This is a genomic window from Vibrio gigantis (assembly GCF_024347515.1).
Taxonomy (GTDB): domain Bacteria; phylum Pseudomonadota; class Gammaproteobacteria; order Enterobacterales; family Vibrionaceae; genus Vibrio; species Vibrio gigantis.
The window spans coordinates 386,974-402,505 of the sequence record NZ_AP025492.1; the positions used below are offsets into that span (position 1 = coordinate 386,974).

Below are 15,532 nucleotides of genomic sequence, written 5' to 3' on the forward strand. Positions count from 1 at the left end.
AAATAGCGAAATGCTTCAAATAGATAAGGCCTTCATCATGAAGGCCTTATTTTTATCTAGCGTTTGAAAGGTGTTTGGGATGTTGAAAGTGTAATTTCAGAGGAATTACATTAACCACTTCCACCAAACAAATACCGCTAAGAAGCCAAATAGGTACACAAGACCTGCTACAGACAACCATTTTAACTTGGTGCCGATAGCTAGCGCTTCAGGAAGCTTGGTTTTGTTTACCAAAATGAAGTTAAGTAGAGCGAAGAACGGTGTCGTAGCAAAAGCTAACACCATTGCAAAATCCAGCATTGGCATCAATGCAGCACTGAAGAACATTACAATCGCCAATGCCGCGATAGAGACAATGATGATCCAGCCTTGCAGCATTCTTGGGCTCGAGTCTTTTTTGAATAACAGACGTTGTGATTCAGCAAGTACACGTGAGTAGCCGTCGATAACCGTAATCGTACTGCCAAAGATACAGAAGAAAGCGATAAGAGCGATTAATGGACGAGACCATTCACCAATCGTTGAGGCGTAGATCCCTACTAATTGATGAGTAAACCCAACACCAGAGCGAGACAGTTCAACCCCTGAACCGTGAAGGACTAGCGCACCTAACGCAACGAATACTAAAGCAAGCAGTGCCGTACCAATGTAGCCGACATTGAAATCGAACAATGCTGATTGAGCAGTCACTTCTTGTTTTTCTTTTTGGCTTTTTAGCCACATAGAGGTGATGCTGGATATTTCGATAGGCGCAGGCATCCAACCCATGGTCACCACGATAAAGCCAATAGCGGCTAATGACCAAGGAGATGGTGGAACAAAAGCTGCGTCAGGTTCGACTGGAGAGCCGATAGCAATGGCAACGGCAGCTAAGGTTGTGATGGTCAGGATCGCCATGATCGCTTTAGATAGCGTATCAAGAGCACGATAATGGCCAGCAAACAGAATGATCAAACAGGTCGCTAAAACGATCATACAAAGCGTGATGGTCGCTAGATCGAAAGGAACAAAGTAGCTAAGTAGACTTGCACTGAATAATAACAAAGCAGCCGTGTTCACGACGGCGGAAATGGCACTCAGTATTGAAAAGATAACAAGGTAAGGTCGGCCTAGGTTAGAGTAACCCTCAACCAAGCTTTGTCCGGTTCCGAGCGTATATTGTATACCGGCTCTAAAGAATGGGTATTTAAATACGTTAACCAGGATAATAAGAGCAGCGAGCTGCCAGCCATAAATCGCACCAGCTTTGGTAGAGGCGACTAAGTGAGAGCCACCAACTGCCGCAGCAGCCATCATGATACCTGGGCCAAGAGACTTGATTAAACTTGATAGGGGAGCAGAGGTTTGTGTTTTTTCTGTGGTTGTTTTAACCGTACTTTCCATCATTTTTCCTTTGATGCTGACTTCTTATTTTCCGTTACTCTATCAATACCATGTTTTGTAAGCTCGTCAACTTTTATGTACAAAAATGTTGGAAGTTGTATTTAATAATAAACAAATCAACCGTAAATTATTTATTTACCAGTAATTAAGAGGCTTCAATGGCGTTAGAACAGTACACACCACCACGTGAACCGTGGATTGATATTGTCTATCAAGATGACGATATTCTTGTGGTGAACAAGCCTGCGGGTCTACTTTCAGTACCGGGCCGGTTGCCAGAGCATTACGACAGTATGTGGAGTCGTTTAGTCGAGGAGTTTGCTGATATTCAGGTGGTTCACCGCTTAGATATGTCGACCTCTGGTTTGATGCTGTTAGCTAAGCATAAGCAGGCAGAGCGTCATTTGAAAAAGCAGTTCCAATATCGCCTGACGCACAAACTGTATTACGCACGCGTATGGGGAGCGGTTGAGCATAAAGAAGGTTTGATCGAACTGCCACTCATCTGTGATTGGCCAAATCGCCCTAGGCAGAAAGTGTGTTTTGAAGACGGTAAACCATCACAGACTCGTTATGTGGTGGAGCAAGAAGAGACTCAAACCACCTTGTTGAAGTTACTGCCGATTACCGGACGTTCTCACCAATTAAGAGTGCACTGCATGGAAATAGGCGCACCTATTGTGGGCGATGAGTTTTACGCAACACCAGAAGCGTTTGAATATAGTGATAGGTTGGCTTTGCATGCGTGTGAACTGAGTTTCTATCATCCAGCGAACAACCAACTATTCAAAGCCTTTGTCCCTTGTGACTTTTACCCTCAAGCGTCACCACAAATCGAACAGCACTTTGAAATTGCGCCTGATCTTCCAGACTACAGTAAGCTAAAAGCTTAGAATAAGATTAACCATTCGACTTATCCAAGGAAGTACAATGCCGAAGCTGAAAGTGGTCTTTCTCGACCGAGCCACAATCCCATCTCAAATTCATTTAAAACCTCTGAGCTTTGAGCATGATTGGGTGGAGTACGATTTCACGGGTCCTGAGCAAGTGTCGGAGCGAGTTGAAGAAGCTGATGTGGTGATCACTAACAAGGTGGTGCTCAATGAGTCGAATCTCGCTGGTGCTAAAAAACTCAAGTTGATCGCGGTTTCAGCGACCGGAGTCAACAATGTCGATGTGGAATACTGCGAATCTAAAAACATTGCTGTGACAAACGTACAAGGCTACGCGACTCAATCGGTTCCTGAGCATGTTATCGCAATGCTATTCGCTCTTAAACGAAACCTTGTTGGTTATCATAAAGACATTGAGGCGAGCGAGTGGCAAAAGGACAAGCAATTCTGCTTCTTTACTCATCCGATTCAAGATGTGGCTGGCAGTACATTGGGTTTAATGGGCAGTGGCAGCTTAGGCCAAGCAACCGCGATATTAGCTAAAGCAATTGGTATGAAGGTGATGTTTGCCGAGCGAAAAGGGGCGGACTCTTGTCGAGAAGGGTATCTGCCTTTTGAAACTGTTTTAAAGCAAGCGGATGCAATCAGCTTACATTGTCCATTGACTGATGCGACCCAAAATCTGATTTCAGAGCGAGAGCTCACAATGATGAAATCGAGCGCGGTGTTGATTAATGCCGGGCGCGGAGGTCTAGTAGATGAACAGGCCTTGGTTGAAGCTCTGAAGAACAATCACATTGCTGGAGCTGGCATGGATGTGTTTACTCAAGAGCCAGCCGACAACTCAAATCCACTGTTGGCTAACAGCCATTTGCCAAACTTGCTACTCACACCACATGTAGCGTGGGGTAGTGACAGCTCTATTCAAAAACTGTCTGATATCTTAATGGATAATATTGATGGCTTTATCGCTGGTAGTCCGCAAAACATAGTGAACTAACTCTAAAGCTATGTAGCATGAGTTAAAAACAAAAAAGGTTGGCGTGTAGGCCAACCTTTTTAGATTGTGTGTCGATTAAATGACTTAACCTTGCGGTTTAACCACCAATACGTTGATTGGTGAGTTCTGTACTACTTTGCTTGCAACCGAGCCAAGTACCACTTTGTCGATTTTCGAACGCTTATGGCTAGGCATCACGATAAGGTCGGCGCCAAGCTTTTCTGCGTAATCAAGAATCGTCGCGTAGGTTTTACCCTCAGCAACATGAACCTTGTAAACCACTTCATCGTCGATGTGTTTGTCGGCGAACTCTTTCAGCTGATTTTTAACATCCAGTTTCATTTGGTTCGCTGCATCTTTCGGGAAGTAAGATGCCACCATCGACATGTGAATGCCTGGCAGTACGTTCAGAATATGGATTTCAGCATTGCTGTGTTTTGCGTGCCATACCGCCAGTTCGACTGCCTTATCAGAAAAGCCTTTGTCATTAAGATCAACAGGAACAAGGATTTGTTTATACATGTATTCGTCTCTTTTTAATCAGTGCCAAGCTCTCACTTAGCACTGTAATTATCCTTTCCATGTAATAAAGCTAAATAGCGTTAAGTGCTACTCAGCCTTATCCATTACGCGCTAATCTCATCCTTACGAGCACGTCTTCTTTGGTTCATCGCTAAACCAATCAAAATGATCAGAGCTGGTAAGAATACCCACTCTTTCATTGGTCGATCTGCATCTTGGATAACGGATTTGATTTCCCAATCGAAATCAATACCAGCCGCTTCTGCAGGGCTACCGAACTCAACCATATCAACAATCATCTTGCCTTCAGATTCAGTCAACATTAGACCCATAGAGGCAATACGATCTTCACTTGAGGTCGCAGAATCTTCAAACGGTAGGCGAACAGTCTTTTCAGAATAGTCACCTTCTAAGTTTTCGCCACCCACTCTTAGTTCAAGTGATTGTCCCACATCCAGCTTTTCTGTGATTTGAGCAATCTCAACTCCAGGTGAAAGAACTTTCTCTGGGTAAATCATGTCCCACCAGAAGCCAGGGCGGAAGAAAGTGAAGGTCAATGCAATCAGCAGAACCGTTTCCCACCACTTGTTCTTAGTAAACCACCAACCTTGTGTTGCAGCTGCGAAGATAAGTACCGCAGTTACAGATGAGAAGATAGTTAGTGCTAAGTGCCACCAAGAATCAATGCCCATCAGCAGTAGCTGAGTGTTGAAGATGAACATGAACGGCAAGATCGCGGTACGGATATCGTAGGTGAAGCCTTGGATACCAGTGCGGATCGGGTCTGATTTCGCAATTGCCGCTGCAGCAAATGCCGCAAGACCTACAGGAGGTGTGTCATCCGCAAGAATACCGAAGTAGAACACGAATAAGTGCACCGCAATCAGTGGGATGATAAGACCGTGTGCTGCACCTAGGGTCACAATTACTGGTGCCATCAGTGTCGATACAACGATGTAGTTTGCTGTGGTTGGCAAGCCCATACCTAGGATCAAGCTGATTACCGCAGTGAAGAGCAGCATAAGGATGATGCTACCGCCTGAGATAAACTCAACGAAGTCAGTCATTACAAGACCGATACCCGTCAGCGTTACCACGCCTACAACAGTACCAGCAGCTGCTGTAGCCACACCGATACCGATCATGTTACGTGCGCCTGAAACCAAGCTTTCAGCTAGGTCAACGAAGCCTGCTTTGGTTTGCTCTGCGAGATCGTCTGATTTGTTCATCAGAGTCATCAAAGGACGTTGTGTGATCAAGATGAAGATCATGAACACTGTTGCCCAGAATGCAGACAAACCAGGTGAGAAACGTTCAACAGTCAGACACCAAACTAGAACTACGATAGGCAGTAGGAAGTGCAAACCTGATTTAATCGTAGGGCCTGGATCCGGAACCTCTTTTAGATCCGCATCGATTTCCATGCCACCTTCAGCTGCGTATTTTGCAGATACGCGAACCAAAGCAACGTAAGCGATTAATAGCGCCACAGTCACGATAGGTGTTGCCGCATCGCCAAACACATCTTTCGTCCAACCCACACCGTAGTAAACCGCGGCACTGATAACACATAGACCTAAAATGGTGCCAGTGAAAGACAGTAGGCTTTGTACGATAGTTGGTGTGTGACGACGAGGTAGACCTGTCATACCTGCTTTACATGCTTCTAGGTGAACAATGTAAATCAGAGCAATATAAGAGATCAGAGCTGGAAGTAGCGCCGCTTTGATTACTTCTACATACGAGATGCCCACATATTCAACCATCAGGAATGCCGCAGCACCCATGATAGGTGGTGTTAGCTGACCGTTGGTTGAAGCTGCTACTTCTACCGCACCGGCTTTTGTTCCCGGGAAACCAACACGCTTCATTAGCGGGATAGTAAAGGTACCTGTGGTTACTACGTTCGCAATAGATGAACCTGATACCAGACCAGATAAACCAGATGCTACAACGGCAGCTTTCGCAGGACCGCCTTTCATGTGACCAAGCAGTGAGAATGCGACTTTAATAAAGTAAGCACCAGCTCCGGCACGCTCTAGCATTGCACCAAACAGTACAAACAAGAATACGAATGACGTTGATACGCCAAGAGCAACACCGAATACACCTTCAGTTGTTAGCCACAGGTGTGACATTGCCTTGTTCAGGCTCGCACCTTTGTGGGCAATAACGTCTGGCATGTGTGGGCCGCCAAAGGTGTAAAGTAGGAATACTGCTGCCACAACCATAAGAGGTGGACCCAAAGCGCGTCGTGTTGCTTCAAGCAGTAAAACCATACCGAATACGGCCGCAACAATATCGAATGTTGTTGGTGCGCCCGAGCGCCCGGCGAGTTCAGTATAGAAAATATAGATATAAGAAGCTGAAAAGCTACCTACAAGCGCTAGTATCCAATCGACTGCAGGGATGCGATCCCTAGGCGAGTTCTTCATGGCTGGATAAGCGGTAAAGGCTAGGAAAATAGCAAACGTAAGGTGAATTGCTCGAGCTTCAGTGTCGTTTAAAATTGCGAAGTTAAAAATGAACGGCAGCGGAGATGCATACCAAAGTTGGAACAATGACCAACATAGAGGCACAAACCATAAAATACGGCCTTGGATACCACGAGGGCTACGCGCACCAGTATCTGATTGTGCCACCATTTCTTGCACATCTGGAGACGGTGATGTTGTCTGCGTCATGTACTTTATCCTTATTATTGATGGTCTGCCTTTTCTTACGAACAACAAACGTTATTTATTTCCTATCTAGTGTAGTGAATGGATAGGGAAATGCGTTCTTTGTTCGTCTTTGTCTTAGGCTTGATACGAAGGTAAGTCCTCCAAATTGGAGAAACTTAAAGGGTTGTTCTTTCCACTTAAGTTATTTTTATAAAACGTGAAAAGCCAATAAGGAGGGCTAGCCTCCTTATTGGTGTAGTAGGCTTAAAGTAGAATTACTTTAGAAGGCCCACTTCTTTGTAGTATTTTGCTGCGCCTGGGTGAAGAGGGATAGAGATACCCGCTTTAACCATGTCTTCTTTCTTCAGGTTAGCAAATGCTGGGTGTAGGCGTTTGAAAGTGTCAAAGTTTTCAAATACTGCCTTAGCAACGTTGTATGCAACTTCTTCAGAAACGTCTGAAGTAGTTACCATAGTTGCAGCAACACCGAAGCTGTTTACGTCAGCGTCTGTACCACGGTACATGCCAGCAGGGACTGTGCTGTATGCGTAGTATGGGTTTTCAGCTACGATTTTGTCGATCTGTGGACCCGTTGCTGAAACCAGTTTTGCATCACAAGACGTCGTTGCTTCTTTGATTGATCCGTTCGGGTGACCAACCATGTAGATGAATGCATCAATCTTGTTATCACAAAGTGCTTGTGAACGCTCAGAACCTTTAAGTTCAGAAGCAAGCTTGAAGCTGTCGTTAGTCCAGCCCATAGCGTCCATTACAACACCCATCGTTGCACGGTCACCAGAACCTGGGTTACCAATGTTTACACGCTTACCAGCTAGGTCAGACACATTGTTGATGCCAGCATCGGTACGAGCGATGATGTTGAACGGTTCTGTATGTAGAGAGAACATAGCGCGAAGTTTCTTGTATTCGCCCTGATCTTTGAACTTACTTGTACCGTTGTAGCCGTGGTATTGCCAGTCCGATTGAACAACACCGAAATCTAGTTCACCAGCACGGATGGTGTTAACGTTGTAGATTGAACCACCAGTAGACTCTACAGAACAACGAATGTTGTGGTCTTTGCGGCCTTTGTTCACTAGCTTACAAATCGCACCACCAGTTGGGTAGTAAACACCCGTTACTGAACCAGTACCAATTGTGATGAACTCTTGAGCGTTAACTGCGCCAGCGCCCATTACAGCAGCTGCAATAGCCCCAACTTTAATAAGTTTGGTAAATGCCATGAATTTCCCTTCCTTTATTCATTATTAACCCTGAAACAATTGTAGTCGTTTCTGGAGTTTCCTATTTGGAAACGGCACCTTTTTCAATCCATGTGATGAAAAAGTGGCTGAATAATATCAAAAATTGGCAGAAAATTACTCGAATGTTAAAAGATATAGCTAAAAAATCTAACAAATGATGTCTAGAACTCGTGTTTCATTTGCTACTGAGTTTTTTAAAATCAATGATTTAGTGTGATTTTAGGAAGGGGAGATAGATATTCTAGGATGTGATTTGGATCACGAAGCGAATAGATGTTCGCGATCCATTACTAAGGCTGATAGTTATGAAACAGTGATCAACTATCCTGCGTATTCAAACAGTTCGCACACTGAATCAAACAGTTGCTTAGTGGTAACCGATAACGTTGGAGTGATAAAGATAGTATCATCACCTGCGACTACGCCTAGTATGCCTTCAGACTTACCTAGTGAGTCTAATAAACGAGCAATCAGTTGCGCTGCGCCAGGGCCAGTGTGTATCACTACTAATGCATTGTTGTGGTCAATATCTAACACCAACTCTCTTAAAGAGCTCGAAACCGTCGGGACGCCAAGCTCAGCAGGAAGACAGTAAACCATCTCCATTTTTGCGTTACGAGTTCGAACGGCACCAAACTTGGTTAACATACGCGAGACTTTAGACTGGTTGATGCTTTCAAAACCTTCGTGTTTTAGGGCATCCACAATTTCGCCTTGTGAGCCAAAACGTTCTTCTTTTAGTAAGGCTTTAAATGCACGAACTAAGTTGTCTTGCTTTTCTGTATTGCGCATATGTCATTCTTATTCATTAACAAAGATGTTTGCATATTCTCGCATACATATTCAATTTTAGCCAAAATATCCCAGTAATTTGTTAGTCATATCACTGTAAATATTTAATAGAATAATGTGTTATTTGCGACGACTTATTTTGTTATTTCAGTTGATTATCGCCATAATGCGAACTCGCTGTGTAGCACGGTTTTATTGACTTGCGCGAAGTCGCAAAGCTAGCGTTAATTGATTGTAATCACTTTGTGATTAATATAGTTTTTAACTTAGATTTAGCTCAAGAATTACCCTACAAAGAATTTATAAGAGAAAGCTCTCAAGGAGAATAACAATGAAAGTAGCTGTTATTGGTGCCGCTGGTGGCATCGGTCAAGCCCTAGCCCTACTACTTAAGAACCGCCTACCTGCTGGTTCTGATCTTGCACTTTACGATATTGCACCGGTAACACCGGGTGTTGCTGCCGATCTTAGCCATATCCCAACGCCTGTTTCGATCAAAGGTTACGCGGGTGAAGATCCAACTCCAGCACTAGAAGGTGCGGATGTTGTGCTTATTTCTGCGGGTGTTGCTCGTAAGCCAGGTATGGATCGTGCGGATCTTTTCAATGTAAACGCTGGTATTGTTAAGTCTCTTGCAGAGAAAATCGCAGTTACTTGTCCTACTGCTTGTGTTGGCATCATCACTAACCCAGTAAACACAACAGTGCCAATCGCGGCTGAAGTACTTAAGAAAGCAGGCGTTTACGATAAGCGTCGTTTATTCGGTATTACCACTCTTGATGTGATTCGTTCTGAAACGTTCGTTGCTGAACTAAAAGATAAAGATCCAGGCGACATCCGTGTCCCTGTTATTGGTGGTCACTCTGGTGTAACAATCCTTCCTCTTCTTTCTCAAGTTGAAGGTGTAGAGTTCACTGACGAAGAAATCGCAGCGCTAACGACTCGCATCCAAAATGCTGGTACGGAAGTAGTAGAAGCTAAAGCGGGTGGCGGTAGTGCGACACTGTCTATGGGTCAAGCGGCTTGTCGTTTCGGTCTTGCATTAGTTAAAGCTCTTCAAGGCGAAGAGAACGTGATTGAGTGTGCATACGTTGAAGGTGAAGGCGAGCATGCACCATTCTTCGCACAACCAGTTAAACTTGGTAAAGAGGGTGCAGAAGCTATCCTTAGCTACGGTGAACTGAGCGACTTCGAACGCAATGCTCTAGACAGCATGCTTGAAACGCTAAATGGCGATATTGAGATTGGTGTTGAGTTCGCTAAGTAAGCGAGACGCTATTTAATTCAGCCTAAAAGTTAAGTAATAAGAGCCGGTCATTATGATCGGCTTTTTTGATCCTAGAGTTCAAGCTACTCGTATTTTCCTCTAACACCAAGTTGAGGGTAAGTTTTATGGCTACTGTTCAGAAGGGTATGAATGTCGAATATCTGGGGCACTTAGGAAAAGTATTGGTTATTGATGAGCAAGAGCAATATGCCTTAGTAGAGACTTACAATAGGCATGAGCAATACGCAGTGCCAATGGAAGAACTTGAAGAAATTGAAGCGCAACTGCCGTTATTATTAGAAGCTAGCCGATATTAAAATTGGTTCTCTTAGAAATATTTGTTCAGATCAAAAAAGAGCCCAAAGGCTCTTTTTTATTATCTATGTAATGTTGTCTATTCAGAAGACAGTCTACAAAGTTACTTGTTGCGTTTAACAGCCAAGTGAGCAAGTGTGGTTAGTGCTTGCTTATATTCAGAGTCAGGCAGTACAGATAGCTCAGCAATCGCTTTATCGGCTTCTTCATAGGCTTTATTAGTTGTGTACTCTAATGAGCCTGTCTCTTTCATTACAGCCATAATATCGTCGAGACGCTCCATGCCGTTCGCTTTTTCAATCGCTTCACGAATCATGCTTGCTTGTTCAGGAGAGCCATTATGCATTGCGTAAAGTAGAGGCAGTGTCGGTTTGCCTTCGGCTAGGTCGTCACCAACGTTCTTGCCCATCTCTTTACCATCAGCCGTGTAGTCCATCACATCGTCAATCAGTTGGAATGCAGTGCCTAGGTACTTACCATAGTTCTGCATAGCCGTTTCGATTTCAGGTGCTGACTCAGTAAGAATCGCACCAATTTGGGTCGCAGCTTCGAACAAGCGAGCAGTCTTAGAGTAGATAACCTGCATGTAGCTTTCTTCTGTGGTGTCTGGGTTATTGCAGTTCATTAATTGTTGAACTTCACCCTCGGCAATCACGTTTACCGCTTCACTCATTAACTCAAGGATCTTTAAAGATCCTAGTGTTGTCATCATTTGGAACGAGCGAGTATAAATAAAGTCACCCACCAAAACGCTAGCAGCATTACCAAAAGCAGCGTTGGCTGTCGCTTTACCGCGTCTCATGTCCGATTCGTCAACGACATCATCATGAAGCAGGGTGGCGGTGTGAATAAACTCGATAAAGGCTGCTGAGGTGATATGAGCTTCACCTTGGTAACCAAGTGCGCGAGCAGATAAAAGAGCAAGCAAAGGGCGTAGGCGTTTGCCACCACCGCTAACGATATAAAAACCAAGCTGGTTGATTAAACTTACGTCAGAATTAAGTTGGGCTTGAATTGTTTCATTCACTTTTGCCATATCATTGGCAGTAAGCGTTTGGATAGCTTTAAAATCCATTGTTCATCCGGCTGAAGTTAGACCCTGTAAGGCTTATACGTTGTATTTAATTGTTGAATAATACACTAAAAAACGTTGATTAATACATCGCTAAAGGGCATGATTGCCGCACTTTTCTTTGGCGAACAGGTTTTCGCCAATTTTTTAAAAATATGGCTTGTCATAGCGCCATGATTCCCGTAGAATCTGCGCCCTATTGATTAGTTTAGCGCACACCCGAGTTGTACAATTAACAACCATAGGCTGTGCGGAAAAAGCGGAGTAAAATATGTACGCTGTTTTCCAATCTGGTGGCAAACAACACCGAGTAAGCGAAGGTCAAACACTTCGTTTAGAGAAATTAGACGTTGAAACTGGTGCAACTGTTGAATTTGATAAAGTTCTTCTTGTTGCTAACGGCGAAGAAATCGCTGTTGGTGCACCTCTTGTTGAAGGTGGCAAGGTTACTGCAGAAGTAGTACAACACGGTCGTGGCGATAAAGTAAAAATCGTTAAGTTCCGTCGTCGTAAGCACTCGCGTAAGCAAGCTGGTCACCGTCAGTGGTTCACTGAAGTGAAAATCACTGGCATTAACGCTTAAGTATTAGGAGAGTTTAACAATGGCACATAAAAAAGCTGGCGGTTCTACTAATAACGGCCGCGATTCAGAAAGCAAACGTCTTGGTGTTAAGCGTTTTGGTGGTGAATCTGTTCTTGCAGGTAACATCATCGTTCGTCAACGTGGTACTAAGTTCCACGCTGGCACAAACGTTGGCATCGGTAAAGACCACACTCTTTTCGCTCTTACTGAAGGTAAAGTGAAATTTGCTGTTAAAGGTCCTAAAAACCGTAAGTTTGTAAGCATCGAAGCTGAGTAATTTAATCTTTAACTAGATTATTTTGTTAGCTTTCAAGCTGAATTCAAAAGCCCTGCCGATTCGGCAGGGTTTTTTATTTATAGCAAGAATAAAAAAGCAGACGCTCTGGCTTTATTTTTTGAGAAACAGTTTGGCTTTTAAGAAGCCTTGTAGTTCTTAATACATAAAAAGCAAAGAACCTCTCCTTATTTGTTCCTTGGTTGCAGGTCGGCCTAGATCTTAGGTGATCGATCTAAACACGGATCTGCTAGAATTTATATCACTCCTTGATGAGTGGTAACGCAACGTAAGTGCGGAGTTAAAAAATGAAATTCGTTGATGAAGCGGTAGTAAAAATAGAAGCCGGTGATGGCGGTAATGGTACAGTTAGCTTTTGGCGCGAGAAGTTCGTCGCTAAAGGCGGCCCTGACGGCGGTGACGGCGGTGACGGTGGTGATGTTTACATCCAAGCGGATGAAAACTTGAACACACTGATCGATTATCGTTTCCAGCGTTTTTACAACGCGGAGCGTGGTGAGAACGGTCGCGGTGGTAACTGTACAGGTAAGCGCGGTAAAGACATTACACTGAAAGTGCCTGTAGGTACTCGTGCGGTTGATATTCACACCAACGAAATCGTTGCTGAAGTTGCTGAACACGGCAAGAAAGTAATGGTTGGTAAAGGTGGTTGGCACGGTCTTGGTAACACGCGTTTTAAATCGTCTGTTAACCGTGCTCCTCGTCAAAAGACAATGGGTACTAAAGGCGAAGTTCGTGAACTGCGCTTAGAGCTTCTTCTATTAGCTGATGTTGGTATGCTTGGCCTACCAAATGCGGGTAAATCTACCTTTATTCGTTCAGTATCTGCTGCGAAACCAAAAGTAGCGGATTACCCGTTTACTACCTTGATCCCAAGCTTGGGTGTGGTCAGTGTTGTTCCTGAAAAGAGCTTTGTTGTTGCCGATATCCCAGGTCTAATCGAAGGCGCTGCGGATGGCGCCGGTCTTGGTATTCGTTTCCTTAAGCACCTTGAGCGCTGTCGTGTTCTTCTGCATATGATCGATATCATGCCGATCGATCAATCTGATCCGATTCAGAATGCACTAACGATCATCGATGAGCTTGAGCAATACAGTGAAAAAGTTTCACAGAAACCTCGTTGGTTAGTGTTCAACAAAGTTGACCTAATGCCAGAAGACGAAGCAGACGAAAAGATTCAAGAAATCATCGATGCTTTGGGCTGGGAAGGCGAGTACTTCAAGATCTCTGCTGTGAATAAAATCGGCACTAAAGATCTTTGCTTTAAACTAGGCGAGTTTATGGAAAACCTACCTCGTGAAGTTGTAGAAGTTGAAGAAGAAGAAAAAGTAGACTTTATGTGGGATGACTACCATAAAGATGCGATGAGCGGTAAGAATGTCGTTACTGAAGATGACGACGATTGGGACGATTGGGATGACGAAGAAGATGACGGTCATGTTATCTATGTTCGTGACTGATCTTCTTAATTTCTCATAACGCATCGGTCGCTTCTTCCAAGAACACTGATAGTTTTATTAAACCGCAATGAAAATTGCGGTTTTTTTGTATCTAAATCATTATGTACTGCCGAACTTTAATGCAGAATTTATTCTAGATATTTAACGCCTATGGAAGGGAAATCATGGCATCAAAACAAAGAGCGATCTCAAGACTCGTCGCTCAATCTGGACAAATGTTATTAGCTCACGGGGCTGAAAGCACATTGGTCGGCGATATCATGCGCCGTATCGGTGTTGCTTGTGGAGTGGATGAGGTTGAAGTTGCACTGTCAGCCAATGCGTTGGTTGTGACAACAGTAATGAATGATCACTGCATTACCACTACTCGAAGTTGTGCTGATCGTGGTATTAACATGCAGGTTATCACCGACATTCAACGAATTTGCATCATGATGGAGAAGGGAATTCTTGATTATGATTTGGCTTACAAGAAGATCCAAGGGATCAGCCCTGAACGTTATAATCGCTGGTTGGTTGTCGTGATGATTGGATTATCGTGTGCCTCTTTTAGCCGCCTTGCAGGCGGAGATTGGCAGGTATTCATGATGACCTTTATCGCTTCAGCCTGCGGTATGATCGTCAGACAGGAGATTGGTCATCGCCATTTCAATCCATTATTAAATTTTGCTATCACAGCATTCGTTACCACGACCATCTCTGCTCAGGCAGTACTTTACAATATTGGAGGTCAACCCACGATCGTGATGGCTTCATCGGTATTGATGCTAGTACCAGGTTTCCCTTTGATCAACTCCGTTGCTGATATGCTCAAAGGTCACATTAATATGGGGCTAGCGCGGTTTACCATGGCCAGTTTATTAACTCTGGCGACGAGCTTGGGAATTGTTGCGGCGATGAGTCTATCTGATGTTTGGGGTTGGGCGAGCTAATGAGTATTTTCGAACTGTTTTTAGGTTTGTTCAACGATATGTTTTTCGCAGCAATCCCTGCTGTAGGGTTCGCACTGGTATTTAATGTCCCACAACGCGCTTTAATTTATTGTGCCCTGGGTGGTTCTATCGGTCACGGTAGCCGTTATTTGATGATGCACTTTGGGATTCCAATTGAATGGGCAACCTTCTTCGCCGCAACTGTGGTTGGCCTTATAGGTGTGCATTGGTCACATAAGTTGTTGGCTCATCCCAAGGTGTTTACAGTCGCGGCTCTGATTCCTATGGTGCCGGGTGTATTTGCCTTCAAGGCAATGATTGCCATGGTTGAGATTAATCGGGCTGGTTACACGCCCGAGTTACTGGCGATGTTGATGGAGAACTTTTTGAAATCGATGTTCATTATCGCAGGGCTGGCGGTTGGCTTAGCTGTGCCAGGGCTGTTATTCTACCGTCGTAGACCTATCGTCTAGCGTTAATTTTTTTAGGACAGGACTTTCGATTTATGATCATCAGCATGATTGCGGCAATGGCGAACAACCGTGTAATTGGTAAAGACAATCAAATGCCTTGGCATTTACCTGCGGATTTCGCATGGTTCAAGCGCTCGACTATGGGTAAACCTGTCGTGATGGGACGTAAGACCTACGATTCAATTGGTCGTCCTTTACCGGGGCGGTTGAATGTTGTGATCAGCCGTGATGCGACCTTGGAAATTGAGGGGGTGACAACGGTTACTTCGATTGACGAAGCATTAGAGTTAGTCATTGATGCTGAAGAAGTAATGATCATCGGTGGTGGTTCAATCTATGAAAGCTGCCTACCTAAAGCAGACAAGTTGTACTTGACCTATATTGATTTTGATGTCGATGGTGACACTCAATTCCCAGACTGGGGAGAAGGTTGGGAGCAGAGCTTTAGCGATACGTATCAAGCGGATGAGAAGAACAAACATAATATGGAGTTTGTGATCCTCGAGCGCTAAGGTCTAAAGTTTAAAAACGCTTGCGCTGCTTCATCAGTAGCGCAAGCATCTCGTATCTCGTATCTCGTATCTCGTATCTCGTATCTCGTATCTCGTATCTCGTAT

General features: G+C 44.2%; 16 protein-coding genes. 10 read left to right on the top strand and 6 right to left on the bottom strand.

The window, feature by feature from the left end; genetic code table 11:
• Nucleotides 1–105: 105 nt before the first annotated feature.
• Nucleotides 106–1,383, bottom strand: a complete 1,278-nt coding sequence (locus OCV56_RS01790) for an NRAMP family divalent metal transporter (protein WP_086713463.1) — start codon at nt 1,381–1,383, stop codon at nt 106–108.
• A gap of 158 nt (nt 1,384–1,541) precedes the next feature.
• Between OCV56_RS01790 and OCV56_RS01795 the strand changes: the two genes are divergently transcribed.
• Nucleotides 1,542–2,276 (top strand): pseudouridine synthase, encoded by a 735-nt coding sequence (locus tag OCV56_RS01795; protein WP_086713462.1) that lies wholly within the window; start codon nt 1,542–1,544, stop codon nt 2,274–2,276.
• Nucleotides 2,277–2,313: 37 nt separating this feature from the next.
• Entirely contained in the window at nt 2,314–3,276 is a 963-nt protein-coding gene (locus tag OCV56_RS01800) for a D-2-hydroxyacid dehydrogenase (RefSeq protein ID WP_086713461.1), read from the top strand.
• Between the two features lie 84 nt (nt 3,277–3,360).
• Here the strand turns inward: OCV56_RS01800 and OCV56_RS01805 are convergent, their stop codons facing one another.
• The 4 genes from OCV56_RS01805 to argR all read right to left on the bottom strand — a co-directional run bounded on the left by OCV56_RS01805 (nt 3,361) and on the right by argR (nt 8,518).
• Nucleotides 3,361–3,798 (bottom strand): universal stress protein, encoded by a 438-nt coding sequence (locus OCV56_RS01805; protein ID WP_004740830.1) that lies wholly within the window; start codon nt 3,796–3,798, stop codon nt 3,361–3,363.
• Nucleotides 3,799–3,902: 104 nt separating this feature from the next.
• Nucleotides 3,903–6,482, bottom strand: a complete 2,580-nt coding sequence (locus OCV56_RS01810; protein ID WP_086713460.1) for a TRAP transporter permease — start codon at nt 6,480–6,482, stop codon at nt 3,903–3,905.
• 254 nt (nt 6,483–6,736) lie between these two features.
• On the bottom strand, nt 6,737–7,705 hold the full coding sequence (locus OCV56_RS01815; protein ID WP_017061374.1) for a TAXI family TRAP transporter solute-binding subunit: 969 nt from the start codon (nt 7,703–7,705) through the stop codon (nt 6,737–6,739).
• Between the two features lie 342 nt (nt 7,706–8,047).
• On the bottom strand, nt 8,048–8,518 hold the full coding sequence (gene argR / locus OCV56_RS01820) for a transcriptional regulator ArgR (RefSeq protein ID WP_004740827.1): 471 nt from the start codon (nt 8,516–8,518) through the stop codon (nt 8,048–8,050).
• Between the two features lie 331 nt (nt 8,519–8,849).
• Between argR and mdh the strand changes: the two genes are divergently transcribed.
• Both mdh and OCV56_RS01830 read left to right on the top strand, forming a co-directional pair.
• Nucleotides 8,850–9,785, top strand: coding sequence for a malate dehydrogenase (mdh, locus tag OCV56_RS01825; protein ID WP_009847834.1), 936 nt, complete (start codon nt 8,850–8,852; stop codon nt 9,783–9,785).
• A gap of 125 nt (nt 9,786–9,910) precedes the next feature.
• On the top strand, nt 9,911–10,102 hold the full coding sequence (locus tag OCV56_RS01830) for a hypothetical protein (protein WP_086713459.1): 192 nt from the start codon (nt 9,911–9,913) through the stop codon (nt 10,100–10,102).
• Nucleotides 10,103–10,203: 101 nt separating this feature from the next.
• Here the strand turns inward: OCV56_RS01830 and ispB are convergent, their stop codons facing one another.
• The gene (gene ispB, locus OCV56_RS01835; RefSeq protein WP_086713458.1) at nt 10,204–11,175 is read right to left on the bottom strand and encodes an octaprenyl diphosphate synthase; all 972 of its coding nucleotides are present in this window, start codon (nt 11,173–11,175) and stop codon (nt 10,204–10,206) included.
• Nucleotides 11,176–11,443: 268 nt separating this feature from the next.
• Here ispB and rplU point away from each other — a divergent pair, with 268 nt between their 5' ends.
• The 6 genes from rplU to folA all read left to right on the top strand — a co-directional run bounded on the left by rplU (nt 11,444) and on the right by folA (nt 15,427).
• Nucleotides 11,444–11,755: a 50S ribosomal protein L21 gene (gene rplU / locus OCV56_RS01840; protein ID WP_004740823.1), complete on the top strand. Its 312-nt coding sequence runs from the start codon at nt 11,444–11,446 to the stop codon at nt 11,753–11,755.
• 19 nt (nt 11,756–11,774) lie between these two features.
• Nucleotides 11,775–12,032 carry a 50S ribosomal protein L27 gene (gene rpmA / locus OCV56_RS01845; RefSeq protein WP_004735905.1) on the top strand — a complete coding sequence of 86 codons (258 nt, stop codon included), beginning with the start codon at nt 11,775–11,777 and terminating at the stop codon, nt 12,030–12,032.
• 305 nt (nt 12,033–12,337) lie between these two features.
• The gene (cgtA, locus tag OCV56_RS01850) at nt 12,338–13,510 is read left to right on the top strand and encodes an Obg family GTPase CgtA (protein WP_017061377.1); all 1,173 of its coding nucleotides are present in this window, start codon (nt 12,338–12,340) and stop codon (nt 13,508–13,510) included.
• Between the two features lie 164 nt (nt 13,511–13,674).
• Nucleotides 13,675–14,442, top strand: a complete 768-nt coding sequence (locus OCV56_RS01855) for a threonine/serine exporter family protein (protein WP_086713457.1) — start codon at nt 13,675–13,677, stop codon at nt 14,440–14,442.
• Complete coding sequence (locus OCV56_RS01860; protein ID WP_167373174.1) at nt 14,442–14,915, top strand: threonine/serine exporter family protein; 474 nt, start codon at nt 14,442–14,444, stop codon at nt 14,913–14,915. Before OCV56_RS01855 ends, OCV56_RS01860 begins: the two co-directional genes overlap by 1 nt.
• A gap of 32 nt (nt 14,916–14,947) precedes the next feature.
• Nucleotides 14,948–15,427 (top strand): type 3 dihydrofolate reductase, encoded by a 480-nt coding sequence (folA, locus tag OCV56_RS01865; protein ID WP_086713455.1) that lies wholly within the window; start codon nt 14,948–14,950, stop codon nt 15,425–15,427.
• The last annotated feature ends 105 nt before the right edge of the window (nt 15,428–15,532 follow it).